We start from the raw sequence: 23,176 nt of genomic DNA, 5'->3' as shown, positions 1-23,176 counted from the left end.
GAGTATCACCTTGCGCCCTCCAGGAAATATTCCACACTCCGTAATAAACCCGGCGGCAGCTCCTCCAGCTGAAGATACGCCTTAAGCTCCAGCAGCACCCGTTCACGGTTATCCCCGAAGACATCTACAATCCGGGCAAGACGTTCCCAAGGTACCAGGTCTGCGCGGAATTCCTCTTCTGTCATTGGTACTCCATGTGATTCTACAAGCAGGGCGGCCTTATAGCCGTAGATACGCTCCAGCAGCTTGAGGAATCCGGTGCTGCTGTATCGGCGCGGCCCGCCATATACGGATGGTCCCAGTGCATCTCCCAGGAAAAGAACTTTATCTTCTATAACATGCAGCACGCAGCAATCGTCTGAATGATCACCGCCTACATGGTTTAGCTCACAAGTGACTCCGCCCAGATCTACAGTAATGCTTCCGTTAAATATAAGATCCGGCGTACACACGGTAATTACCCGCGGGGAGCCATATTCCAGGCGGATATGCTCTGCACTTCCCTCACTGATGGTCCCCTCCTGCACCAGGCGCTCCAGCTCTTCATCACTTCCGCTCAGCCCTGCGAGCCGGTTAAGTACCCGCGCCGTTTCTTCATGCGCAATCACAGGGACGTTCCAGGCTGTCATCCCGAAGGTGTGGTCCCAATGCCAGTGCGTCAAGGCCAGCAGATCCGGCTGACGCCAGCCCCTTCTTGCCAGCTCTTCCCGGAACAGCTCCGCATGGGCGGGGGAGTTCCCCGCATCCATCAGCAATGTCCGGCGTGAGCCGGTGACGGCCGCCAGGATCGGGCGGTCCGTGTCATGCTCCGCATGCATGATAAGAATATGCGGACTTAGCTCCTGAAACTTATGTTCCATACACAACTTCCTTTCCATAGCTATACCTTAAGGGGTAGGGTAAGCAGAATAAAAGGCATTCTGCCGAAGTATATCCTCTTCCTCTTTTGGTGATAACAGCACCATTAGGGGTTTTTCATTCACGGTAATTTTTCTCCAATTCCTGTCTTCAGGTTGCCTGAGTTTCAGGCATTAATCAATGCCCTTGTTTGCTTTGACGGGTTTTCAGTTTAATAAGAGATAGCCAGTGTTGAAACTGGCATAGAGTAGACTGATGCAAGGAGGGCGTTCTATGATTAAGATCGGGCTTACCGGCTTCGGAGACCACGAGGAGCTGTATGGCAAAATCAAACCCGCCGACCGGCTTTCTGCATATAGCGCTTATTTTTCCATCGTTGAGATCGATAGTTCTTTCTATGCCGTACAACCGGTCAAAAATTACGTGAAGTGGGTTAACCAGACGCCGGAGCAGTTCAAGTTCATCGTGAAGGCTTACCAGGGAATGACCGGACATCTCCGTAATAAAAAAAATTATTACGATACGCCGGAGGAGATGTACCGTGCTTTCCATACCTCCATCGCTCCTGTGCGTTCGGCAGGCAAGCTGGCTATGACCCTATTCCAGTTCCCGCCCTGGTTCGACTGCACCAAGGACAATGTGGAATTCTTGCGCGAGATTAAGGAGAGAATGCTGGATGTACCCTCCGCCATCGAATTCCGCAACGATTCCTGGTACAGTCCTGAGCTGCGCAGCAGAACCCTGCAGTTCCTGGAGCAGGAGGGCTGGATTCATACGGTAGCCGATGAGCCGCAGGCTGGTTCAGGCTCAATCCCGATTGTACCAGTCGCTACTACGCCGGATATCACCTATGTGCGGCTGCACGGCCGCAATACCGGAGGCTGGAACCAGAGCAGTCACCCTGATTGGCGCAAGCTGCGCTATCTGTACCGTTACAGCACCGAAGAATTGATAGAGTGGCAGAGCCGTCTGATTGAACTTGAGCAAACCTGCCGTGAAATCTACGTAGTCTTCAATAATAATTCCGCCGGCGATGCTACCCCCAATGCGCAGGAGCTGCAGTCCCTGCTTGGGATTGACGGCGGTTTGGCCCCGCGCCAGCTGGACTTATTCACCTGAGGTTCGGAGGTCTACATAAAATCTCTTCTACTCCTTGCTGAAGCAACAGACCCAAGTATTATTCCATTCGTTTCACAACCCTTAAGGAGGCTAATCAGGAATGAAGAGAAATCATACAATGATGCAATTTTTTGAATGGCATGTTGCCGCAGACGGAGAGCACTGGAAACGCCTCGCCCAAATGGCCCCTGAACTGAAGGCTGCCGGAATTGATTCCGTATGGGTCCCACCTGTAACCAAGGGTGTCTCCGCCGAAGATACCGGTTACGGCGTATACGATTTATATGATCTGGGCGAATTTGATCAAAAGGGTACCGTGCGCACGAAATACGGTACGAAGCAGGAACTGGTCGATGCGATTGCCGAGTGTCTGAAGAACGGCATCGCCGTCTACGTGGATCTGGTCATGAATCATAAGGCCGGAGCGGATGAGACAGAGGTCTTTGAGGTCATCGAAGTTGATCCTAACGACCGTAATAAGGATATTTCCCAGCCGTTTGAGATTGAAGGCTGGACCAAGTTTGATTTTCCGGGGCGCGGGGATGAGTACTCCAGCTTCAAATGGAACCACACCCACTTCAACGGCACCGATTTCGATGCCAAGGCAAGTCGGAACGGCGTATTCCGGATTGATGGGACGAACAAAGGCTGGAATCAGAATGTGGATGACGAATTCGGCAATTACGACTATCTGATGTTCGCCAACATTGATTACAGCAATGAAGACGTGAAGAACGAAATGCTGAACTGGGGCAAATGGCTGGTCGACACCCTCCAGTGCAGCGGCTACCGCCTGGATGCTATTAAGCATATCAACCATGAATTTATCAAGGAATTTGCGGCGGAGATGAAAAAGAAACGCGGCGAAGACTTCTACATTGTCGGCGAATTCTGGAACTCCAATCTGGAAGCCTGCCGCGAATTCCTGAACACAGTGGATTACCAGATTGATCTGTTCGATGTGTCGCTGCACTACAAGCTCTACTCGGCTGCGCTTGCGGGCAGGGAATTCGATCTGACGCATATCTTCGACGATACGCTGGTCCAGACGCATCCGGAGAATGCCGTCACCTTCGTCGACAACCATGATTCCCAGCCGCATGAGGCGCTGGAATCATGGGTCGGCGACTGGTTCAAGCAGAGTGCCTACGCCCTGATTCTGCTGCGGAGGGACGGATACCCCGTTGTCTTCTATGGCGATTATTACGGCATCGGCGGCCCGGCGCCAATGCAGGGCAAGAAGGACGCCATCGATCCTCTGCTCTGTGCCCGTTACAACAAAGCCTACGGCGACCAGGATGACTATTTCGACCATCCCAACACCATCGGCTGGGTGCGGCGCGGCGTTCCGGAGATCGAAGGCTCCGGCTGCGCCGTAGTAATCTCGAACGGGGACAACGGAGAGAAGCGGATGTTCGCCGGCGAAGAGCGCGGCGGGGAAGTATGGGAGGATCTGACCGGCAACCGCCAGGAAACTGTCAGCATCGGAGAGGACGGCTGGGCGGTATTCCCGGTGAATGGCGGAAGCGTCTCCGTCTGGGCTCTGCCTGATCCCGAGCCGGAGGACGTCTGCGTGAAAGAGTGAGCATTGGAGTCTTGGCGGGCGGTGCACAGCCGGGGCGGGCAATGGACTGGCGAGGACAGGCGGCGGGCGGGCAGACGAGGACAGGCTGGGCGGGCGGGGAGTGACGAGGACAGGCGGTGAAATCAGGGGCACTTTTGCCCTTCATTCCCACTTTTGCCCCTCATTTCCTCCTTTTGCCCGCATTCGGTGAAATCAGGGGCACTTTTGCCCCTCATTTCCTCCTTTTGCCCCGCATCCGGCCAAATCAGGGGCACTTTTGCCCCTCATTTCCTCCTTTTGCCCCGCATCCGGCCAAATCAGGGGCACTTTTGCCCCTCATTTCCTCCTTTTGCCCGCATTCGGTGAAATCAGGGGCACTTTTGCTCTTCATTTCCTCCTTTGGTCAACGTCCGGGTGTGATTAGAGGGATTTATCCCTTTGATTTCACCGTGCTGCCGACTCCCGGGGGATTCGGTGAAGTTTCCTGATATAAGAACAAATTTGTCCTTCAAGCGGATTGGCTCCAAGCTCCAAAGAAGCGTAACCAGGACATCTTGCACGTTTTATCGACTACAGACGGACATCATAATTTTCTAAATAATAATAAAAGAGGCGACTCCCTGCCATACGGCAGCGAAATCGCCTCTTTGCTCCGTGCAGCCAGCCATTAGCCAGCCTCATCCAGCCGTTCACCACCTCAGCCAGCCGTTCGCCAGCCTCAGTCAGCTGTTCGCCATCTCAGTCAGCTGTTCGCCATCTCAGCCAGCCGTTCGCCAGCCTCAGCCAGTTGTTCGCCACCTCAGCCAGCCGTTCGCCAGCCTCAGTCAGCTGTTCGCCATCTCAGCCAGCCGTTCGCCACCTCAGCCAGCTATTCGCCACCTCAGCCAGCTATTCGCCACCCTCAGCCAGCCGTTCGCCATCTCAGCCAGCCAATTAGCAGCCTCAACCAGCCACAGCGGCTAACGAATGACGGTTGACTTCTCCCCGTCTGCCCAGACACCGGAATCACTGTTTAAAATACGGTCGATCGGATACACCTTCCACACAGCCGTCACTACGGCAGAGCATAGTACTGCCTTGGTCAAGTCGCCCGGAATGAACGGCCACATGCCTGCAGTTAACGCCTTGGAGAGCGAGTCCATGCCGGTAGAGTGGGCCAGCCACCATACGCCGCCAGGATAGACAAGCAGCGCACCAAATATAAAGTTAGCCGCAAGCAACTTCACGAAAGTATATTTATCCTGCTTAATACGCTGGGCGAAGAAGCCGATCAGCCAGGCTACGAACGGCCAGGAGAAAATATAACCAGCAGTCGGGCCAACCAGCACCGCGAGTCCGCCGCTTCCGCCCATCACCGGGAAGCCCGCAGCAGCAAGTCCGATCACGATCAGTACGGCGAGGGTGCCGTAGCGTGCTCCCAGAATAGAACCGGCCAGCATGACAGCCAGGGTCTGCATAGTAATAGGTACAGTAGAAAAAGGCAGAGAGATCTTTAAAAAACTCAGAGCAATCATTACTGCGCCGAATAATGCACTGAATATCAGGCCGCGGGTCGTCCATTTCTTCATTGCCGGGAGTACCCCCTTTTTTAGGATCACTATATCATCCCCCTCCGGATACATCAATCCTTAAATCTTTGTTATAATGGGGAGCGATTGTTGACTAGAGCTGTAAGGAAAGCGGGCATGAGGATGATCAGGGCGCATAATTTGACCTTGTCTTTACGGGATGGCCAGCACAGGCGCCCGGTTCTGCAAGGGATTAGTATCCATATTGGACGGGGAGAATGGGTTGCGCTCACAGGAGCCAACGGCTGCGGTAAAACATCGCTGGTCCGCACCTTCAACGGGCTGATCCCCCCGTCAGGAGGCAGTCTGTCCGTCGCCGGGCTGGATCTGCGCTCGCCTCAGAACCGCGCGGACGTGAAGCAGCAGGTCCAGCTTGTATTTCAGAATCCAGAAGCACAGACGGTGGGCTCTACGCCCTTTGAGGACATCGCTTTCGGGCTGGAGAACCGCGGACTGGACCGGAATCTGATGATTACGCGAATCTATGATATTCTGCAGCAGGTAGGACTGGCCCACAAAGCCGATGCAGATGTCGCCAGTCTATCCGGCGGAGAACGCCAGCGCCTGGCTGTCGGCTGCTGCCTTGCCCTGGAAGCCGGCATGATCATCTTCGATGAGGCCACTTCCATGCTGGACCCGGTGGGAAGGCAGGATATTCTAGAGCTGGCCCGGCGGTTGTGGAGGAGCGGCACAACTGTGCTCTGGGTCACGCAGCGGATGGAGGAACTGGCCGAGAGCCCGCGCATTGCCGTTATGGGCGAGGGCCGGCTGCTCTATGACGGCGATCCGCGCACCCTGTTCTACGCCTCCGGCCTGCCGGATGCGCTCGGATGGGCTCCATCGCCCGTGGTCCGCATCGGGAGACTGCTGCAGAGACAGAACTGGCCGCTTCATCTGCTCCCGCTGACCGAGCCGCAGCTGGAGGCGATGCTATGAGGATTCGGGCAGAGCATCTCTCCTTACATTACGACGGCAAGTACGCCGTGCAGGATATCTCCCTGAATATCTCCACAGGCACACTGACCGTGCTCTGCGGAGTTAACGGAAGCGGCAAGTCCACTCTGCTGCGCCTGCTCGCCGGGCTGGAGCAGCCGGCATCCGGCAATATCATTCATGAGGATACGAAGCCTGCGGACCGCAAGGCCGGGGAGGCTGTTGCTATGGTATTCCAGCAGCCGGAGACCCAGCTGTTCGCGGACAGCGTCCATAAGGATATCGAATACGGCCTGACGCAGCGCGGCGTGCCTAAGGTACAGCGGACGGACATCATCCGCAGCGCCCTCGCGCGCACCGGGCTGCCTTATGAGGTGTTCGCCGAACGTTCCCCTTTCCTGCTTAGCGGAGGCGAGAAGCGGCGGGTCTGCATTGCCGGAGCCATAGCCTCCCGGCCCGGGCTTCTCATTCTCGATGAGCCGACCGCAGGACTGGACCCGCTGGCGGCACAGTCGCTGCTGGAAATGGTGCAGGAGCTGCGGCAGAGCGGCCTGACTCTGATCATCGGCACACATGATCTGGACAGCTTTCTGCCGATTGCCGACGGGGTGATCGTGATGAAGCAGGGCGCAGTCCATTATGATGGCCCTGCTGCGGCACTGACAGCAGATCCCGGCCTGCTTAGAGGTGCCGGACTTACGCCTCCGGCTTATGCCTCGATAGGCCGCAGGCTTGTTGAACGCGGCTGGCTTGAAGCATTGCCGGACAATCTGGAGGAGCTGCTCACCGGACTGGATAAGCAGCCTCTGCCCGTTCCGCAGGATGTCAGCCCCCCGGCGAACATCCCTGCAGCTCCTGTGCCGGACGGCCAGGATAACCGTCAGAGGGATCACGGTGAAGGGACACAGGACCAGAGTGCCCCTCCCCTGAAAATCGTCGCAGAGACGGTGTTATCTGCATCAACATCATTCAAACAAGCCCCTGGCCGGTTACGCTGGCAGGGACTGGATCCCCGGGTCAAATGGCTGGGGATGATTACCGGATCACTGACCGTGCTGGGGATGGACACCTTCCTCCCGCTGCTGCTGGCTGCCAGCCTGCTGGCCGGCCTCACGGTTTCGGCCGGAATTTCCTGGCGGAGAGCCTTCCGTTTCTTCCGCCCGTTCCTCCTCATGTTCCTGTTCCTCTGGCTGCTGTCCGGGCTCAGCTGGAACTCACCCGGCTTCAGCATGGGTCCGCTCAGCTTCAGTTCTGCCGGACTTCAGCGCGGAGGAATCAGCGTGCTGCGGTTTCTGCTGCTGATCGTCCTCGGGTTCCTGTTCACGGAGACCACTACCGGCACTCCGCTGCGCGAAGGGCTGGAATGGGGAATTGCTCCGCTGAGACATCTTGGAATCCGGACCCGCAACTGGTCGCTGGCTGTGTCCGTGACGCTGCAGTTCGTGCCCTGGATTCTCGGCAAGCTGACACAGCTGCAGCTGGCGCTGAGCTCGCGCGGCAGACGGGCCCGCGGACTGGCGCGCTGGTCCCCGCGGCAGATTGCCCTGATCATCGTGCCCCTGCTGATCCTTGTCCTGGGCATGGGCGACGAGCTGGCTACAGCCGTTGAATCGCGCGGGTATGATCCCGCCAAGCAGCGGACTCCTGTCTATCAGCTGGCCTGGAACAAGCGCGATACATTGGTTGCGCTATGTATCCTGACGGCAGCGGGCCTGCTGTGGTGGGTTGCCCGGATCAGCTAAGTGTATAGCTGAGCATGTATTCCGTATTCGGACTTCCGGCTTCTATACCTGGATCATTAATGGTCCAGGTGCCTGGGATATCCAGCTCCCGGCAGGCCAGTTCGAAATTGCAGGCGGCAATGCCGATATCAATCCGCTGCATCTGGAACCCGAGCTTATTGCCGCTGTAATTAGGCGTATGCTCCAAGTAGAAATGTAACTGCTGCCGGTCTGGAGACAAGACAAGTCTCCAGGGCTGCTTGTTGGAGGCTGACGGGCCGATCCGGACCATCTCGATGGGGACGGCTAGCTTCCCCGCGGCTTCCGGTGTCAGCCGTTTGCTGAAATCACCGTCACAGAAGAGCTCCTGCCAAGGCTTCTTATTGTCGGCTCTGACCACATACCGCATCGTGGTATCCAGCAGGCGCTGCTTCTCCCGCGCGTAGCCTAGCGGCGTAATGCAGGGAATAATCTCCCCTTCGGCAAGCTCCAGCTCACGCGTAAAGGATTTGCGGTTAAAGGTTCCACCAATCCAGCAGGTTCCAAGACCCAGCCCGGTCGCAAAAAGAATCAGCTTCTGGAAGGTATATCCGAACTCCAGCAGTTCCAGCTTCCCGTTACGCACGGAGCCTACCAGATAAGCCTGCGGATTCACAATGATCCCGTAAGCGCCCAGCTTCATGCCCTTGCCTTCCCCCGCCCCGCCTTTGGCCCAGATCCATTCAATCCCTGATATCCCGCCAAAAGGACCGCGCAAATTCTCTTCCTTATCCAGATACTCCATAATGGAGGCATGGGCTGCTGTATCAATTGGTGTGGTTTCATAAGTCCGCACAGACTTGCGTTTCTCCATAATTTCCATTACTGCATTCCCCATAACAGCCGCCTCCTCAAATTATCCCGCAACCCTGGCTTGCCCTGCCCTGTCCTTACTGGCTGACTTAGCCTCCTTGTTACAGCTTCAAGCCCAAGAAAGAGGGCTCCGCTAAGAACAGGAGCCCTCCCGAAATGATCTATACTCTATAGTTGCCTGTTCTGCAGTCCGGTTGCTGGTAAAATTAGTATCCTCCATTTCAGGAGAATCGTCCAGCTCTTATTCCTTATCCTCCGGACCCGGATGGCGCGAAACCAGTCTCACCAGATCGAGGGTTAAAGGGTACAGGGTAAGCGATGCAGGATAGGCCAGATACCGCGGCTCCTACTGCGGCCCGAATTGCTCCTTATACCGCCGCAGGCCGGAGAATCCGTACCAGTGCCCGCCGCGTTCAAAGACCAGGCGGGCCACCTTCTCCTCGCGCAGCGCTCCGGTATTCCTGCCGGCACCAGGCAGTGGGGCATGACCCAGATGAAAGCTGCGGAACCCCCGCGACTTCGCCCACTCCAGCAGACACAGGAAAACGTACTCCATAATCCCGTTTGGGGTATCCTTGCGGTGGCGCATGAGATCAATGGACACGGACTTGTGTCCGTAGCAGCAGATGACCCGTATAACGGTTGTATGTTCACCAGAGTTAGACAGCCGGCAAAGTGCAAATCACTGCAGAGTAGCAATAACCAGAGGAATAGCTTGAGTTCAGCGGAAAACCGAAGGTTGATTGATCCTGGGATACAAAATAATGGGATACAAAAAATAGACACCCGGACTGCGATCAGTCCGGATGCCTATTTCTTGTTGCACCCTGGCAATTGCGGTCCTCTTCTCAGGCATGCTGGTTAGCCGGGTTATACCCGAATGTCAAATCTACCTTCGCGATCTGTAGTTGCCGTCGCAATTTCCTGCGCAGATGCCGCCATCAGCTTACTGCTGTCAGCAGGTTTCTCTGGCGGTACAGCTGCACTTCCGGCCGAAGAGGAGCTGCTTGTCCCCTGTGACTTTTGGGCAATTTGCGCTTCGATCTGCTTGATCTGCTGCTCAAGCTGTTTGGTCTTGGTTTCTTTGGTCTTCTCGTCGTCTTTACTTGAACTTACCTTCTCAAGATCAGCTTCCAGCTTTGCCTTTTGCTTCTCTAGCGCGGCTGTGTCCGTTGCACTGGAGGACGAATACGAGGTGGACGTTGATGCGGATACGGATGAAATATTCATGCCTATCCCTCCCTTCACCTCTTCAATATAGCCCTCTCACCCCAGAAGAACGTTAAAATGCGCTGAAAGTTTGCTGAATGTCTGTTGTCCTAAGACCTGCGCAGCTTCCGGTTAACCAGTGTTACGCTCAGCAGGATGATAACCAGTCCGGCAAGGGTATTGGCATAGACCGGCTCATGCAGGAAGATGGCTCCCCACATCAGGCCGAATACAGGCACGAGAAATGTGACGCTGACGGTCTTGACCGGACCGATGCTCGCGATCAGGCGGAAGTACAGCAGGTAAGCCACCGAGGTACAAATCAGCGACAAACCTAGTACGGAGTATACAGCAGCGGCCGAGGGCAGATGATCCGGGGCAAAAATCACCGCCAGCGGCAGCAGCACCACGCTTGCACCCAGCTGTTGTCCGGCAGCAAGCGCCAGCGGCGTGAGGCCGGAACCCACACGTGAAGCATACAATCCTCCGAATGCATAGCACAATGCGGCGCAGAGCGAGTACCCCACTGACAAGAGAACTGTACTTGTGAGCGGTACCGGACTCCAGCCGACCAGAACAGCTACGCCAATTAGACCAATGACCAGGCCGGCCGACTTGGCCAGGCCGGGCTTCTCCTGCCGGGTTCCCCAGGCGGCCAGGGCCGCAAACATCGGGGTCGTGGCATTAAGGATTGCCGCCAGCGAAGCACTCAGATGCAACTCAGCCATGCAAATCAAGGTGAACGGTAGCGCGGCATTAATGGCCCCGAGCAGCAGGAACTGCTTCCAGTGCTTCAGGATGCCCATCTTGCGCCGGGTCACTAACGCATAGAGCAGCAGGGCTGCTCCGGCAAGCGTAACACGCAGCTCGGTCGTGAAGACCGGCCCCAATTCGGGAGAGGCGATCCGCATGAACAGGAAGGAAGCTCCCCAGGCAAAGGCAAGCAGCAGCAGGGTGGTGAGATCCTTGCGGCTCATGGCTTGTCCGCCCTTTTGCAGAGCAGCAGGTAAGATAAAATGGACAGAATTCCTGCGCCTGCGATGACCAGCGCCATCGGCAATGCAGAATCACTGCCGCCAAGTCCGACTAACGGAGCCGCACAGCTGCCCAGCAGCAAGGGAAGCAGACCCAGGAGTGCAGAGGCGCTGCCTGCCGTTTCCCCCTGATCCTGCATGGCAAGTGAGAAGCTGGTTGTACTCACCAGACCCACACTGGAGACCACGGCGAACAGGCAGACCAGAATCGGCAGCAGCCCGCCTCCGGCAAGGAGGGTAACCAGCAGCAGGACACCGCCGAAAGTACAGAGCAGAAGGCCGCTAATCAGCAGCTTGCGCTCCCCTACTCTTGCGGACAACCGGCCGGCAATCTGCCCGGAGATAATAATGCCGAGCCCGTTAACTGCGAAGATCAGGCTGTACATTTGCGGGGATACCCCATAAATAATCTGCAATACGAAGGAAGAACCGGAAATGTAGGCGAACATAGCCGCTGTAACAAAGCCCTGGGAGAGGGCATAGCCCATAAACTTGGCATTGCCGAGCAGGATACAGAAGGTGAGCAGGGTCCCTTTGAGCCCGCTTTTGATCCGGCGTTCTTTGGGCAATGTCTCCGGCAGGCGCAGCAGAATAATGGCCGCAAAAAGCAGTCCGAACACAAACAAGACTATAAACACGCCCTGCCAGGTGGTTACTCTCAGCAGCTGCCCCCCGATGACAGGAGCAAAGATCGGCCCCAGCCCGTTGACAATCATCAGCAGCGAGAAGAACTTGGTTAATTCCGAGCCGCTGTACATGTCGCGGACTGCCGCCCGGGAGATAACCACACCTACCGAGCCGGCCAGCCCCTGGATGAACCGCAGAAACACCAGCAGCCCGATTGAAGGACTGAACGCACAGAGCAGTGAAGATACCGCGTAAATCACCATACCTATAAAGAGCGGAACACGGCGTCCATGGACATCGCTGAGCGGTCCGGCCACCAGTTGGCCCGAGGCCAGCCCCAGCAGGAAGAAGGTCAGGCTGAGCTGCACCATGGCCGGACTGGTGGTGAAATGAATGCTTAGTGCAGGCAGAGCCGGCAGATACATATCAATGGACAGGGGACCAATCGTGGCGATAGCCCCCAGAATGACTGCAAGCTGCAGCCGCTGTTTCTTGGACGGCCCACCCTCCGCCAGACCTGAAATATGATTTTGCTTAATCATGAATAGTGACGCAACCTTTCTCTTGGCACCCCTTTAAAAGACAGCAAATCCGTTTTTGCTCAGGTCCGTTTTTTATTCTTCATACTACCCGATCACAGCCTGAAAGTTCAATGCTTTTATGCATTAACGGGGAATAGAAGGGGAGTAAATGTATCGGGCCTATACCTTTATATCGCAAATAACCGCCTGCAGGAGCCGGCCAGCCGATTATGTCACTGATCAGCAGCCCCCGCAGGCGGTGCACATACTATTTTATATTTATTCTCCGGAAGCTGTGAGACCGGCCAGCCAGTCCCTGGCCGCTTCAGCCTCGGCGGCGCTCAGCCGGTGTCCCTGATTGCCCCAGTGCGAGGTGACCTCGGCTCCCGCGCCGCTCAGCAGGGATTCCAGCTCACGTGTCTCTTCAGAGCGGATGATCGGATCATTGGTTCCTGCCCCGATAAAGACCGGAACCCCCTGCAGCGACGGGATTGCAAGGCCGCGCAGCGGAACCATCGGATGCAGCAGCACTGCCGCGCGGAAGAGGCCTCCGTAATGGAAGAGCAGGCTGCCGGCGATGTTCGCACCGTTGGAGTAACCCACCGCAACCAGATTGCCGGCATCGAATCCGTACTTCGCTGCAGCCTCATCCAGGAATTGCTTCACCTCATGGGTGCGGAAGATCAAATCTTCCTCGTCGAAAATCCCTTCAGCCAACCGCCGGAAGAAGCGCGGCATGCCGTTCTCGAGTACATTTCCGCGGATGCCCAGCACGGATGCGCCGGGAGCCAGCAGTTCGGCCAGCGGCAGCAGGTCATGCTCGTTGCCGCCTGTGCCGTGGAATAATACCAGCGTCGGCTGAGTTACATCCGTACCTTGATGGAATACATGAGTCATACTCATATCTGCTTCACCCCGATTTCGCGGATTTCGAAGGGACTTAAGTTCTCTTCAATCGCCCCACGGTGCGGCTCAAACCATGCCGGAAGCATCAGCTTCTGTCCCAGCGCGTCCGGCGCTTCATCACGGGCAAAGCCGGGAGGATCGGTCGCAATCTCGAACAGGATTCCACCTTCTTCACGGAAGTAGATGGCATTGAAGTACTGACGGTCCTGCACAGGAGTCGGCTGGTAGCCGTGGCTCTGTACGCGGCGGCCCCATTCCAGCTGCTCGGCATCATCTTTGGCGCGCCAGGCGATGTGGTGGACGGTACCTGTGCCGCCAGCCCCCTGCGGAACCGGGGTAGTCTTCAGATCGATGATATTCCCGATATCACCGGCAGCTCTGTACCGGATGTAGCCGTCACCTTCAGTAATCCGCTCCATTCCCAGCGTACGGGAGAGAGTATCTGCTGTTTTGTCCGGGGCAGCGCTGTAGAGAACAGCACCTCCGAAGCCTTTGATCGCATGTTCTACAGGTACTCCGGCGAAGGACCAGGTACTCAAGGAACCCTCTTCACGTTCCACCAGCTCAATCCGCAAACCGTCGTAGTCCGCGAAGGAGAGATAAGACTCGCCGATCCGGCTTACCTTGGTAACCGGAATCTGATAAGCGGCCAGCCGCTGCTCCCAGAACCCGATGGAGCCTGCCGGCACAGCATAAGTGGTTACGCCCACCTGACCGCCGCCGATTCTGCCCTTGCGTCCGGTAGACCAGGGGAAGAAGGTAATAATGGTGCCCGGTGCACCCTGCTCATTGCCGAAGTAGAGATGATAGACGTCGGGTGCGTCGAAGTTTATGGTTTTTTTGACAAGTCGCAATCCGAGAATTCCGGCATAGAAATCAGCGTTGCGCTGAGCGTCTCCTACAAAAGCGGTGATATGATGAATTCCTGCAGTTTGCATAGTCATGATTATTACCTCCTGAAATTGGGTGTGTTGTACCATCTGTTCTTTCGTAAAATGAGAATGCTATCTTGACGTCCGCCCTGGGCAGCCGCCCGCTGTCTGTGGAGCAGGCTGCCTGGCGTACCGGCTATTATTTAAAGAAAAGTGCATCAAGTGAAATCGAACCCGGACCCGCCAGGGCCACCCCGACCGCCACCACAAGCACCGTCAATGGAAACTCGATCCCGTTAGCCGTAGACCAGAACCCGTTAGGAGCATGGACTTTGACAATCGCACCAAGCATGGTTGCGGCAATCAGCACAGCAGCCACCGGGGTCAGCAGACCTAGTGTGAACAGCAGTCCTCCGACCAGCTCCATCAGTCCTGCCAGCACCGCCATGCGTACGCCGGGCTTAATGCCGATCGACTCCATCCAGCCGCCTGTACCTTTGGGGCCGTAGCCGCCGAACCAACCGAACAGCTTCTGTGCACCATGCCCGATAAACGCTACACCAATTACCAATCTCATCAACAATAAACCTACACTAACCATTTTAAACACTCTCCATTCTCTCGATTTTAATTATCTTAACGTTAAGATATTAGGTAAAAAATTTTGGGTCCTGCTGATCTATATATAATTTGCCCGCATCCGGGGACTTAGCTTGATCATCAATGCCTCATCCCGCTGCTAAAGCTGACTGTCATCTATTGGGCTCCGGCCAGTTCTTCAACTTGCTGCGCTGTCCGTCTTCTATACACCCTTGCCCAGCTTCTTCAGCAGCTGAGTGGCCTGAGCCTTCTCTTCACTGTCCAGCCCGCCCATCAGGCTGTGTATGGAACTGACATGACGGGGAAAAATATCATCGAACAGCTCGCGCCCCGCTTCCGTAATCTCGGCATAAGTTACACGGCGGTCGTCCTCGCATGGAACGCGCTTCAGAAGTCCGCGCTTCTCCAGCTTATCGATGTTGTAGGTGATGCTCCCGCTGGTGACCAGAATCTTCTCGCCAATCTGCTGCAGTGGAATCCGCGTTCTATGATACAGGACTTCCAGCACCATGAACTCCGCCGATGCCAGCCCGTGGCTCTTCATATCCTTCACCGCCTGATCCATCAGGCTCTTGTAAGCCTTGGACAGAACAACGAATAGTTTCAGTGATGCCGCCTGCTCCTGATCGATGCTTCCTTCAGCTGCTGTACCTGCTGTGTTTGTTGTGTCATTAGTTCCGCTCATAATGTGCACCTCCTTCGTGTTTGCGTTTATCTTTAAGTTAATTATCTTTAAGTTAAGATAAATATACAGCATACTGTAGAATCTGTCAACAGTATAGGGTGTACAAAAATTTAGACCCCATTACGTATAGAAACGCCCCCTTTACTCATTTACTTGCTTCTGGAGAAAAATATCCAGCTTTTTTCTAAAAGCTGTAGAATTACTCTGTGACAACGGAATAATATCCCCGTTCGTAATATAGATATTGTACCCCTTTACATAATTAACATAGTTCAGATTAATTACAAAACTCTTATGCGGAACCACAAAATCATATAGACTCATTTTCTTCGAAATATTAGATATCTTTTCTTTATGGATTATGTATTCTTTATCCCTTAGTGTCTGTAGATGTATGTCACGGTTCATATACTCAAAGTATAATATTTCCTTGAGGTGAAACGACTTCACACCTTCCTTGAACAAAAATTTAACCTGTTGAGTGTCTTTTTTTCTCGGCGAAATGTACTTAACGGTATCTCGGAGTATAGCAGAAAGAATATCACGATTAACCGGTTTAACCAGATAGCCAAAAGCATGAACTGAGAACGCATAATCTTTGTAGATTGAGTAATTGGTTATAAATACTATCTTCACTTCTGTATCAAGCTCCCGGATTTCCTGTGCCAGCTCATATCCGTTCATGCCCGACATATCTAAATCTAGAATCACCAGATCAAAAATTTCTCTGTCCTTTAGCATGGCCATTCCGAAATTGTATTCCTTGATGCTGTATTCTATTTCATTGTTTAAAGCTTCTTGAATACAACAGCTAATTTGATTAAGGACGTTTTGTTCATCCTCACATATTCCTATCTTGAGCATCTATGTCATCTCCATACATTTTTCTATGAGACCTTCACAATACAATTTTGATCTGTAGGTGGTCTCCAGATAACTCAGCACTGATCGTTCCGCGTATTTTATCAATTAGAATTTTGACGATCGACAATCCTAGCCCTGTGCTCCCTACACTTCGCGATACATCTGAAGTATAGAAGCGGTCGAACAGCCGTGCCGGATCAACCTCTTTCGGACTTGATATCGTATTCGTCATCATCAATTCTGTCTTACTATTCTTCAGCAGGGTGATCCTGATCTCGCCTGTGGCATACTTTGCTGCATTATCAAGCAAGTTCTGTAGGATACGCCGCAGCATATCCTCATCCGTCCAGACAAACACGCTATCTTCCGGGAGCGTTATCTGCGGATGCAGCCCCCGCTCTTCAAACATGGCGGCGTTCTCCACAACGCTATCCATAATCACATTAGAGTAATTCACATTCTTGAACTTCGGCTGAATTTCTTCTGAATCCAATACAGCCAGTTCATAAAATGATTTAATTAATGTCTGCAGATGATGGCCCTTGCGCAAAACAATTCCTATTTGCTCACGCTGCTCTGGTGTTATAGCCCCTTTTTGCAACAGCTGGAGGTAGCCAATCATCGAGGTCAGCGGTGTGCGCAGGTCATGGGAGATGTTAGCTATGGATTCTTTCAGATGATTGCCGCTTCGTGCCATGTTAATACGGAGCTCACGCTGCTTCGTCAGGTTCTTGTTTATTTCTGCAGTGAGCACATTCAAATTCTTATCTATTAATGAAATATTCAACTTCTTTTCAATAGTCCCGGATGACAGTTCAACCATCTGTTTAGTGACATTGCGTATTTGCCTTTTCAACGAAAAGAGGCGAAACATAAGCACCGCAAGCATTACCGTGAGCAGAACAACAATATACATCATGGATTATTACGCCTCCTTCCCCGTCCCTATTTGAGTTCACAAGTATTGAACCTCTGAAATGAAAGTGCGATGAACAACAGCAGGTACACTATCCCGGAAAGTGCAATCTCTGTCGCCTGGACCAGGGAGAGAGAATAGGCTAAAGATGCTCTAATTTGATTCATCGGCAGAAACCGCAGCCACGGTACAACATCATACCAGCCCATCGGCCCGGCATAGGCGATACACATAGCGCTGATAAACAGAACAATCATCGATACAGATACCGTTTTAGCAGAATCCTTGAATATGAAGGCAAAAAATATACAGACTGAAAATACCGCGCTGTTCAGCAATAACGAAAACAGGATTACCCGCAGGATATACAAAGCATCATGATTCCATGAATCTCCCCAGCCCAGCTGAAAAGACATTCTTATGCTACCCACCACCGGACCCAGCAGCATTAAGAGGTTAAACACGGCTAAATAGATAAGACATTTGCTGAAGAAGATTTTTATTCTGGAATGACCTGCTACAACCTCCAGGTGAATCGTGCGGTTAGTGAAATCATGACCGATCATCAGAGCCACGATAGCAGAGAACAATACAAGCCAGACAGTGGAGTCATAAACCATGGCATAGAAGATCCCTATAGCGTCTTTATGTGTGGTCAAATCGGCAATATAGCTTTTGCTGGCAAATAGTCCGTAAATGATACTCAGCAGCGCACAGCCGACAAAAAATTTATTGTACTTTATGCGGTACCATTCCATCTGCATAAGATTATTCATGGCATCCCCCCCTTTAATAAAGTTCCGAATGGTTAAAAATCCTGCCGGTCGCTACGCAGAAGCAGCCTAAAAAAATTATTCCGACCAGCAGAGCCGCTCCTGTCGATGAAGAATCCCCGATTAACAGTCTCAGCTGCCCCAGGGGAATAAACCGCGCAATTTCTTTCGCGTTCGGGCCGTTTAACAGGAATATGGTCAAAAAATAAAACAGCGCTGGAATGGATAAGGTTTTACCAACATCTTTACATATGAATGCCGCCAGTAGGGAGATTCCGCACATAGCCGCGTTCAATACAGCTGTTGTAAGAAATAATTTTATTATCTCCTTCAGATCTGACCCGAAAGATTGGTGCCCCCACCCGTAAATACCGGCATTAAGAGCGATACTAAGGATCGGCTGAAGGAGTAAAATCATGTTCGACCCCGCTACAAATAGGATCGTTTTGCTAAGAAATACATGGTTCCGTGAATGCCCAGCGCAAATCATGTGATGCAGCGTGTGGTCTGCAAAATCCTTTCCAATGTAGAGCGCCCCAAATACACATGTCAGCAGCATTAATATAGGTGCATTATACAAGGACGCAAATACACTCTCATATCCGGTAAGTTTTCCTTGATCCAGCATAAGGAAGCCGCCCAGTACTATAGACAAAGCCAAAAGGATAAAAAAGCTCCGGTCATGCACCAGCTTGTAAATTTCTGCTTTAATGAGACAATGCATGCTTCTCTCCTCCAATACGGTCGAGGAAGTAACTTTCCAGAGTATCTCCAGCCATTGTCATCCCCGTAATCAGGACGCCTTCCTTCATTAATGTGGACGAGATGCCTTCCATGTCATCCAAGTGATCATACAGCTTAATGGTTCCGTCAGGCATAACCTGATAATCTTTGATATGCAGCCGGTTTTCTAAAGCAAGCAGGGCATTCTCTACATGATTGGTCTGCAGCGCAATATGGCGTTTGCACTTCTCATTCAGCTGGCTTTGTGTTAATTCTTCAATCAGGACACCTTGATTAATAAGGATATACTGCGACACCGTCTGATAAAGCTCGTTAAGGATATGGCTCGATATCAATATCGTGGTCCCGCGTTCCGCATTTAAGCGTTTCAGCAAGATCCGCATTTCGGCGATCCCCATGGGGTCTAGCCCATTAATCGGCTCATCTAAAATAAGCAGTTCAGGGTCATGCAGCAAGGCAATCGCAATACCCAGCCGCTGGCGCATTCCCAGAGAAAAATTACGGACCGCTTTTCTGCCAGTAAGATGATCATCCAGACCGACCAGCTCCAGCGTCTCCCTGATAACATGCCGATCGGGTATTCCCCGCTGAATCCGCTGGACTTCCAGATTCTGCACAGCAGTCATATTGGGATATAGAGCAGGCGTTTCAACCATACAGCCGATCCGTTTACGCTGCTCTTGCAGCGCCTGCTTCCCTGTCTTGCCGAACAGGTACAACTCGCCGCTTGTCGGAAAGGATAACCCTACAATAAGGCGGATCAGCGTTGTTTTCCCAGCCCCATTTTGACCAATGAAGCCATACATCTTTCCTCTTTCAATGTTCAGATTAATATTATCCAAGGCCAATGTATGATTATATTTCTTGGTGAGATTGTTGGTCGTAAGGATGATGTCACTCATGTCTGTCACGCTCCAGTTCTACGGTTAAGCATTAAGTATATATTTACCGTTACTGACTATAGTAAGAGGTAATCTTAAAGAAATTCTTAATTTCCTCCGGGATCTCTTTAAAGAATTCTTAAAGTTATGGTTCATGCGAGCTTTTGCTCCCAACAGGAAGAGCCGCTTGCGCCATGAGCAAACGGTTCCTTCATAATAAGGCATATAATAATCAACCGGTTCTAGTCTGTTTTATACAAGCGGTAGCCTATTCCCCAAACGGTTTCTATGTATAACTTATCCGGACTGGCTGCCTTCAGCTTATTGCGTATATTGCTAATATGAACATTTAGTGTATTGTCTTCACTCATATATTCTTCATTCCAGATGCTTTTGAACAGATTGGCTTTGGAGTATATTTTCTCCGGATGTTTCATAAGCAGTTCAAGAATTCCATATTCTTTGGCTGTAAGCGCAAGCTCGCGACCCTTAACCTCTACATTATGCTTCATCTCATCGAGCTGAATATCCTGATAGGTTAAACATCTGTTTCCCGCAGTATCCTGGTTCATTTTATTCCGCCGTAAATTACTTTCTATCCGCGCAAGGGTCTCATCGAGATCAAAAGGTTTAGTGATATAATCATCTGCCCCGATCCGTAAAAGCTCAATTTTGGTTTGCGTTGTATCCTTGGCTGAGATCACAATCACTGGTACTGCAGAATGTTCCCGTAATTCACACAGAAGCTGATCTCCGCTCTTATACGGCAGCATCAGGTCTAGCAGAATCAGATCATAAGATTCTCTTTGAATAAGTTGCAGGGCCTCTAATCCGTTATACGCAGAAGTAGTCAAATAACCGTGTTCCGATATGAAGCAGCGAAGCAGACCGTTAATTTCTTTCTCATCCTCAACTATCAGTATATGCTCCAATTTTCCACATCCTTATATACCTGCATTCACTGCTCACAAATCCGGCCAATCTCGGACTCATGGAATTTTTACGTATATTTTTTCCTCTTATCCTTTATTTTAACACTTATTCTTGAAAAAACGATTATCAACATCCTGTTATATCTTTGCGCATAGAACACATTTTTTTCAACATAAGATCAATATTTTCCAGTCCGATAGCCAAAGAAATACTGTTCGGAATAGCATTTGTATCTGCCGTTATACACGTCTGGAGATTCCGTTAGAACACCCCCTGCGAATTTGACCTGTTCTCAGAAACGGCGTAGACTTTCAAAGGTAAAGATGAATTGAAGGAACAGAATCCCGGCAAGCGGTTTTATCGAAGATCTTTAGATACAAACATATAAAGGGAGGCAGATTATGGAAGCGAAGGTTGAGTTGAATTCGCAGACCGCCGCGGACCTTGTTGCAGCGCAAGAAGCACGCGCGGCGCGCGTGCTGATCGTAACCGCTGTCGCAGCCGAGCGGGATGCCGTCCTGCGCGGCCTGCAGGGCAGCCGCAGGTTCCATGTCATCGCAGCGGGAGCCGGCACCGCTGCGGCGGCGGCGGGCACCGCCGCCGCTCTGGCAGCCGGCTCCTACGGCTGCGTCATCAGCGCCGGGATCGGCGGCGGCTTCCCCGGCCGTGCACCCGTAGGCTCGCTGGTCGTCGCCAGCGAGATGCTTGACGCGGCCCTCGGCGCAGAGACGCCGGAGGGCTTCCGCAGCGCTGCCGAGCTCGGCTTCGGCAGCGTGTCCGTGCCTGCGCCGGGCGGCACGGTCCAGGCCCTTGCGGCCGCGCTGGCAGCGGCCGGGCTCACGGTAAGCACGGGCACCGTGCTTACCGTGTCGACCGCGACCGGCACCGCCGGGACGGCCGCGGAGCTTGCCGCGCGCCATCCGCAGGCGGCGGCGGAAGCGATGGAAGGCCACGGGGTCGCCGTGGCCGCCAAGGCCCTGGGAATCGCAGCGCTGGAGCTGCGCGCGATCTCGAACCCGGTCGGCCCGCGCGACCGGGCCGCGTGGAAGATCAAAGAAGCCCTGGACGCCCTCACAGCGGCAGCGGCTATTCTACTGGAGGTGCTGTAATGACAACCGAACTTCATATTGCTTTTTCTCCATGTCCCAACGATACCTTCGTATTCCATGCCTGGGCGCACGGTCTGGTGCCGAATGCACCCAAGCTGGAGGTAACCTTTGCCGATATCGATATCACCAACGGCCTCGCGGCAGACGGCGCCGGTCCGGAAGTCCTTAAGATCTCCTACGCCGCGCTTCCCTGGGTGCTGGATAAGTACAAGCTGCTGCCTTGCGGCGGTGCGCTTGGACGGGGCTGCGGCCCGCTCGTACTGACACGCAAAGGTGCAGATGCCATCAAACATCCGCGTCAGCTATCCGGCCGCAGAATAGCCGTGCCAAGTGAGCGCTCCACCGCCTACCTGCTCTTCCGGCTGTGGGCTGCGCAGCAGGTGCCGGACGGCCCGGCTGAGATCGTCGTCATGCCCTTCGATGAAATCATGCCTGCTGTACAGAATGGCACGATTGATGCCGGGCTGGTCATTCATGAAGCCCGCTTCACCTACCCGTCCTATAATCTTAACCTGCTGACTGACCTCGGCAGCTGGTGGGAAAGCGACACCGGCCTGCCTATTCCGCTGGGCGCAATCATCGCCCGCCGGGATCTGGACCACGAGGCCATTACCGGCTGGATCCGCAGCTCTTTACAGTATGCCTGGGATCATCCCCTGGACTGCCAGGAATATGTCCTGAGCCATGCCCAGGAGCTCTCCCCGGAAGTAGCCAAATCGCATATTGATCTTTACGTCAACGAGTTCACGATGAACCTGGGCGAGGACGGCTACGCGGCAATCTCTGCCCTGCTAACCCGCGCCGCCGCTGAGGGTCTCGTGCCTGCCATTGATCCGGAGCTGCTGCGCTAGCTCAGAAGTTGCTAGCTTTTTATCCGCCTATGTTTATCCGGATTTTTGAATATTGACGCTTAGACTATCTATGATAAAGCACAAACACAACTCATATGGAGGCTGATTCCTATGATTCCTGCAGGTAACAGCAAGCCTAATATTGACCGCTTCTTGGGATATCAGGATGAATACGACCGTTACCGGCCCGAAGCGCCGCCGCTCGTTATTGAGCTGCTGAGTAATTACCTGGGCAGCCGTCCGGCCGTGGTCGCTGATATAGGCTGCGGCACCGGTCTGTCCACCTTCCTGTGGAAAGACGCCGCCGACTCTGTAACCGGAGTGGAGCCCAACCCGGATATGCTGGGCAAAGCGCAGGAGAAGCTGGACCGTCTGGACAACGGGGCGCAGGTTTTGTCTTTTATCCAAGGCTACTCCAATCAGCTTCCCTTCGCCTCAGAGGGCGTCGACATCATCACCTGCTCGCAGTCATTCCACTGGATGGACCCGGCCAGCACACTTCAGGAAATCTCCCGCTGTCTGCGTCCCGGCGGAGTGTTCGCAGCCTATGACTGCGATTGGCCTCTGGTACTGAACCCTGCTATTGAAGCCCGTTACAATAGGCTGATTGCCACTTCAGACGCCCTGCTTAAGGAGCTCCAGCCTGATTCGGATCAGGCCCGCAAGTGGGATAAGGAAGGACATCTGGGCCGGATCAATGCCAGCGGATGTTTCACTTACGCGCGAGAAATCGTTTTTCACAACACAGAAGCCTGCAATGCAGAGCGCTATATCGGCCTGGCCCTCAGCCAAGGCGGAATGCAATCGGTTCTGAAGCTTAGCCCGGCCTCACTTGAGCAAGATATTGCCGAGTTCTCGGCAGAGGTTAAGAACTACTTCCGGGGCCGGACATTGCAGGTGCTGATTAGCTACCGGATGCGGATCGGCGTGAAATAAAGGCTTTTCATGCTGTCATTCTAGCCATATCCAAGCTTAATAACAGCGAGACGAAGAACGTCCCGGTTTTCCCCCAATTGGGGGAGCCGGGGCGTTTTCT

General features: G+C 53.3%; 23 protein-coding genes and 1 pseudogene. 7 read left to right on the top strand and 17 right to left on the bottom strand.

Annotation, left to right across the window (positions count from 1 at the left end):
• Nucleotides 1–5: 5 nt before the first annotated feature.
• Complete coding sequence (locus MKX70_RS07430; protein WP_340839796.1) at nt 6–860, bottom strand: MBL fold metallo-hydrolase; 855 nt, start codon at nt 858–860, stop codon at nt 6–8.
• Nucleotides 861–1,131: 271 nt separating this feature from the next.
• Here MKX70_RS07430 and MKX70_RS07425 point away from each other — a divergent pair, with 271 nt between their 5' ends.
• Complete coding sequence (locus MKX70_RS07425; RefSeq protein ID WP_340839795.1) at nt 1,132–1,977, top strand: DUF72 domain-containing protein; 846 nt, start codon at nt 1,132–1,134, stop codon at nt 1,975–1,977.
• A 100-nt stretch (nt 1,978–2,077) separates the two neighbouring features.
• Nucleotides 2,078–3,562: an alpha-amylase gene (locus tag MKX70_RS07420; protein WP_340781751.1), complete on the top strand. Its 1,485-nt coding sequence runs from the start codon at nt 2,078–2,080 to the stop codon at nt 3,560–3,562.
• A 938-nt stretch (nt 3,563–4,500) separates the two neighbouring features.
• Here MKX70_RS07420 and MKX70_RS07415 read toward each other — a convergent pair.
• Nucleotides 4,501–5,139, bottom strand: a complete 639-nt coding sequence (locus tag MKX70_RS07415) for a biotin transporter BioY (protein WP_231637745.1) — start codon at nt 5,137–5,139, stop codon at nt 4,501–4,503.
• An 87-nt stretch (nt 5,140–5,226) separates the two neighbouring features.
• Between MKX70_RS07415 and MKX70_RS07410 the strand changes: the two genes are divergently transcribed.
• Nucleotides 5,227–6,045 carry an energy-coupling factor ABC transporter ATP-binding protein gene (locus MKX70_RS07410; RefSeq protein ID WP_042240543.1) on the top strand — a complete coding sequence of 273 codons (819 nt, stop codon included), beginning with the start codon at nt 5,227–5,229 and terminating at the stop codon, nt 6,043–6,045.
• Nucleotides 6,042–7,784, top strand: a complete 1,743-nt coding sequence (locus MKX70_RS07405; RefSeq protein WP_340839794.1) for an ATP-binding cassette domain-containing protein — start codon at nt 6,042–6,044, stop codon at nt 7,782–7,784. Before MKX70_RS07410 ends, MKX70_RS07405 begins: the two co-directional genes overlap by 4 nt.
• On the opposite strand, the gene MKX70_RS07400 is transcribed toward MKX70_RS07405, so the two are convergent.
• The 15 genes and pseudogenes from MKX70_RS07400 to MKX70_RS07330 form a co-directional block, all read right to left on the bottom strand.
• Nucleotides 7,777–8,640: a nitroreductase family protein gene (locus tag MKX70_RS07400; RefSeq protein ID WP_042240547.1), complete on the bottom strand. Its 864-nt coding sequence runs from the start codon at nt 8,638–8,640 to the stop codon at nt 7,777–7,779. The genes MKX70_RS07405 and MKX70_RS07400 overlap by 8 nt on opposite strands.
• 216 nt (nt 8,641–8,856) lie before the next feature.
• Nucleotides 8,857–9,234 (bottom strand): annotated as a pseudogene (locus MKX70_RS07395) (phosphatidylglycerol lysyltransferase domain-containing protein); the annotation flags it as partial.
• 251 nt (nt 9,235–9,485) lie between these two features.
• Complete coding sequence (locus MKX70_RS07390; protein WP_042240553.1) at nt 9,486–9,845, bottom strand: FlxA-like family protein; 360 nt, start codon at nt 9,843–9,845, stop codon at nt 9,486–9,488.
• A gap of 89 nt (nt 9,846–9,934) precedes the next feature.
• Entirely contained in the window at nt 9,935–10,801 is an 867-nt protein-coding gene (locus tag MKX70_RS07385) for a DMT family transporter (protein WP_042240557.1), read from the bottom strand.
• Entirely contained in the window at nt 10,798–12,027 is a 1,230-nt protein-coding gene (locus tag MKX70_RS07380; protein ID WP_340839793.1) for a multidrug effflux MFS transporter, read from the bottom strand. The genes MKX70_RS07385 and MKX70_RS07380 overlap by 4 nt, the downstream gene beginning before the upstream one ends.
• Before the next feature lie 258 nt (nt 12,028–12,285).
• On the bottom strand, nt 12,286–12,903 hold the full coding sequence (locus tag MKX70_RS07375) for an alpha/beta hydrolase (protein ID WP_340841630.1): 618 nt from the start codon (nt 12,901–12,903) through the stop codon (nt 12,286–12,288).
• 2 nt (nt 12,904–12,905) lie between these two features.
• Entirely contained in the window at nt 12,906–13,856 is a 951-nt protein-coding gene (locus MKX70_RS07370; RefSeq protein ID WP_340839792.1) for a ring-cleaving dioxygenase, read from the bottom strand.
• Between the two features lie 127 nt (nt 13,857–13,983).
• The gene (locus MKX70_RS07365) at nt 13,984–14,385 is read right to left on the bottom strand and encodes a DoxX family protein (protein ID WP_039308226.1); all 402 of its coding nucleotides are present in this window, start codon (nt 14,383–14,385) and stop codon (nt 13,984–13,986) included.
• 201 nt (nt 14,386–14,586) lie between these two features.
• Nucleotides 14,587–15,069, bottom strand: a complete 483-nt coding sequence (locus tag MKX70_RS07360) for a MarR family winged helix-turn-helix transcriptional regulator (protein ID WP_042240572.1) — start codon at nt 15,067–15,069, stop codon at nt 14,587–14,589.
• 141 nt (nt 15,070–15,210) lie between these two features.
• The gene (locus MKX70_RS07355; protein ID WP_340781743.1) at nt 15,211–15,933 is read right to left on the bottom strand and encodes a LytR/AlgR family response regulator transcription factor; all 723 of its coding nucleotides are present in this window, start codon (nt 15,931–15,933) and stop codon (nt 15,211–15,213) included.
• Between the two features lie 34 nt (nt 15,934–15,967).
• A complete protein-coding gene (locus MKX70_RS07350) occupies nt 15,968–16,852 on the bottom strand; it encodes a sensor histidine kinase (protein WP_340781742.1) in 885 nt (294 codons plus the stop codon).
• 26 nt (nt 16,853–16,878) lie between these two features.
• On the bottom strand, nt 16,879–17,625 hold the full coding sequence (locus MKX70_RS07345; RefSeq protein ID WP_052416786.1) for an ABC transporter permease: 747 nt from the start codon (nt 17,623–17,625) through the stop codon (nt 16,879–16,881).
• Nucleotides 17,626–17,638: 13 nt separating this feature from the next.
• A complete protein-coding gene (locus MKX70_RS07340; protein WP_340781741.1) occupies nt 17,639–18,346 on the bottom strand; it encodes an ABC transporter permease in 708 nt (235 codons plus the stop codon).
• A complete protein-coding gene (locus tag MKX70_RS07335) occupies nt 18,330–19,268 on the bottom strand; it encodes an ABC transporter ATP-binding protein (protein ID WP_042240581.1) in 939 nt (312 codons plus the stop codon). The genes MKX70_RS07340 and MKX70_RS07335 overlap by 17 nt, the downstream gene beginning before the upstream one ends.
• Before the next feature lie 221 nt (nt 19,269–19,489).
• A complete protein-coding gene (locus tag MKX70_RS07330) occupies nt 19,490–20,179 on the bottom strand; it encodes a response regulator transcription factor (protein ID WP_042240584.1) in 690 nt (229 codons plus the stop codon).
• Nucleotides 20,180–20,581: 402 nt separating this feature from the next.
• On the opposite strand from MKX70_RS07330, the gene MKX70_RS07325 reads away from it, so the two are divergent.
• The 3 genes from MKX70_RS07325 to MKX70_RS07315 all read left to right on the top strand — a co-directional run bounded on the left by MKX70_RS07325 (nt 20,582) and on the right by MKX70_RS07315 (nt 23,076).
• Nucleotides 20,582–21,289 (top strand): futalosine hydrolase, encoded by a 708-nt coding sequence (locus MKX70_RS07325; RefSeq protein ID WP_340781740.1) that lies wholly within the window; start codon nt 20,582–20,584, stop codon nt 21,287–21,289.
• Nucleotides 21,289–22,140, top strand: coding sequence for a 1,4-dihydroxy-6-naphthoate synthase (locus MKX70_RS07320; protein WP_340781739.1), 852 nt, complete (start codon nt 21,289–21,291; stop codon nt 22,138–22,140). Before MKX70_RS07325 ends, MKX70_RS07320 begins: the two co-directional genes overlap by 1 nt.
• A gap of 111 nt (nt 22,141–22,251) precedes the next feature.
• Nucleotides 22,252–23,076, top strand: a complete 825-nt coding sequence (locus tag MKX70_RS07315; RefSeq protein ID WP_340839791.1) for a class I SAM-dependent methyltransferase — start codon at nt 22,252–22,254, stop codon at nt 23,074–23,076.
• Nucleotides 23,077–23,176: the final 100 nt, after the last annotated feature.

Origin of the sequence: Paenibacillus sp. FSL R7-0312, from assembly GCF_038004445.1 — a bacterium.
Classification (GTDB): domain Bacteria; phylum Bacillota; class Bacilli; order Paenibacillales; family Paenibacillaceae; genus Paenibacillus_AQ.
Note: the sequence above shows the minus strand (reverse complement) of the source record. Positions and strands in the feature narration are given on the sequence as shown.

Excerpts from the sequence above, each read along its gene's own strand:
- MKX70_RS07375 (WP_340841630.1), bottom strand. The coding sequence starts at position 12,903 with ATGACTCATGTATTCCATCAAGGTACGGATGTAACTCAGCCGACGCTG.
- MKX70_RS07340 (WP_340781741.1), bottom strand. The coding sequence starts at position 18,346 with ATGCATTGTCTCATTAAAGCAGAAATTTACAAGCTGGTGCATGACCGG.
- MKX70_RS07360 (WP_042240572.1), bottom strand. The coding sequence starts at position 15,069 with ATGAGCGGAACTAATGACACAACAAACACAGCAGGTACAGCAGCTGAA.
- MKX70_RS07325 (WP_340781740.1), top strand. The coding sequence starts at position 20,582 with ATGGAAGCGAAGGTTGAGTTGAATTCGCAGACCGCCGCGGACCTTGTT.
- MKX70_RS07385 (WP_042240557.1), bottom strand. The coding sequence starts at position 10,801 with ATGAGCCGCAAGGATCTCACCACCCTGCTGCTGCTTGCCTTTGCCTGG.
- MKX70_RS07430 (WP_340839796.1), bottom strand. The coding sequence starts at position 860 with ATGGAACATAAGTTTCAGGAGCTAAGTCCGCATATTCTTATCATGCAT.
- MKX70_RS07420 (WP_340781751.1), top strand. The coding sequence starts at position 2,078 with ATGAAGAGAAATCATACAATGATGCAATTTTTTGAATGGCATGTTGCC.
- MKX70_RS07410 (WP_042240543.1), top strand. The coding sequence starts at position 5,227 with ATGAGGATGATCAGGGCGCATAATTTGACCTTGTCTTTACGGGATGGC.
- MKX70_RS07370 (WP_340839792.1), bottom strand. The coding sequence starts at position 13,856 with ATGACTATGCAAACTGCAGGAATTCATCATATCACCGCTTTTGTAGGA.
- MKX70_RS07390 (WP_042240553.1), bottom strand. The coding sequence starts at position 9,845 with ATGAATATTTCATCCGTATCCGCATCAACGTCCACCTCGTATTCGTCC.
- MKX70_RS07365 (WP_039308226.1), bottom strand. The coding sequence starts at position 14,385 with ATGGTTAGTGTAGGTTTATTGTTGATGAGATTGGTAATTGGTGTAGCG.
- MKX70_RS07320 (WP_340781739.1), top strand. The coding sequence starts at position 21,289 with ATGACAACCGAACTTCATATTGCTTTTTCTCCATGTCCCAACGATACC.
- MKX70_RS07405 (WP_340839794.1), top strand. The coding sequence starts at position 6,042 with ATGAGGATTCGGGCAGAGCATCTCTCCTTACATTACGACGGCAAGTAC.
- MKX70_RS07345 (WP_052416786.1), bottom strand. The coding sequence starts at position 17,625 with ATGAATAATCTTATGCAGATGGAATGGTACCGCATAAAGTACAATAAA.
- MKX70_RS07400 (WP_042240547.1), bottom strand. The coding sequence starts at position 8,640 with ATGGGGAATGCAGTAATGGAAATTATGGAGAAACGCAAGTCTGTGCGG.
- MKX70_RS07335 (WP_042240581.1), bottom strand. The coding sequence starts at position 19,268 with ATGAGTGACATCATCCTTACGACCAACAATCTCACCAAGAAATATAAT.
- MKX70_RS07425 (WP_340839795.1), top strand. The coding sequence starts at position 1,132 with ATGATTAAGATCGGGCTTACCGGCTTCGGAGACCACGAGGAGCTGTAT.
- MKX70_RS07315 (WP_340839791.1), top strand. The coding sequence starts at position 22,252 with ATGATTCCTGCAGGTAACAGCAAGCCTAATATTGACCGCTTCTTGGGA.
- MKX70_RS07380 (WP_340839793.1), bottom strand. The coding sequence starts at position 12,027 with ATGATTAAGCAAAATCATATTTCAGGTCTGGCGGAGGGTGGGCCGTCC.
- MKX70_RS07355 (WP_340781743.1), bottom strand. The coding sequence starts at position 15,933 with ATGCTCAAGATAGGAATATGTGAGGATGAACAAAACGTCCTTAATCAA.
- MKX70_RS07350 (WP_340781742.1), bottom strand. The coding sequence starts at position 16,852 with ATGATGTATATTGTTGTTCTGCTCACGGTAATGCTTGCGGTGCTTATG.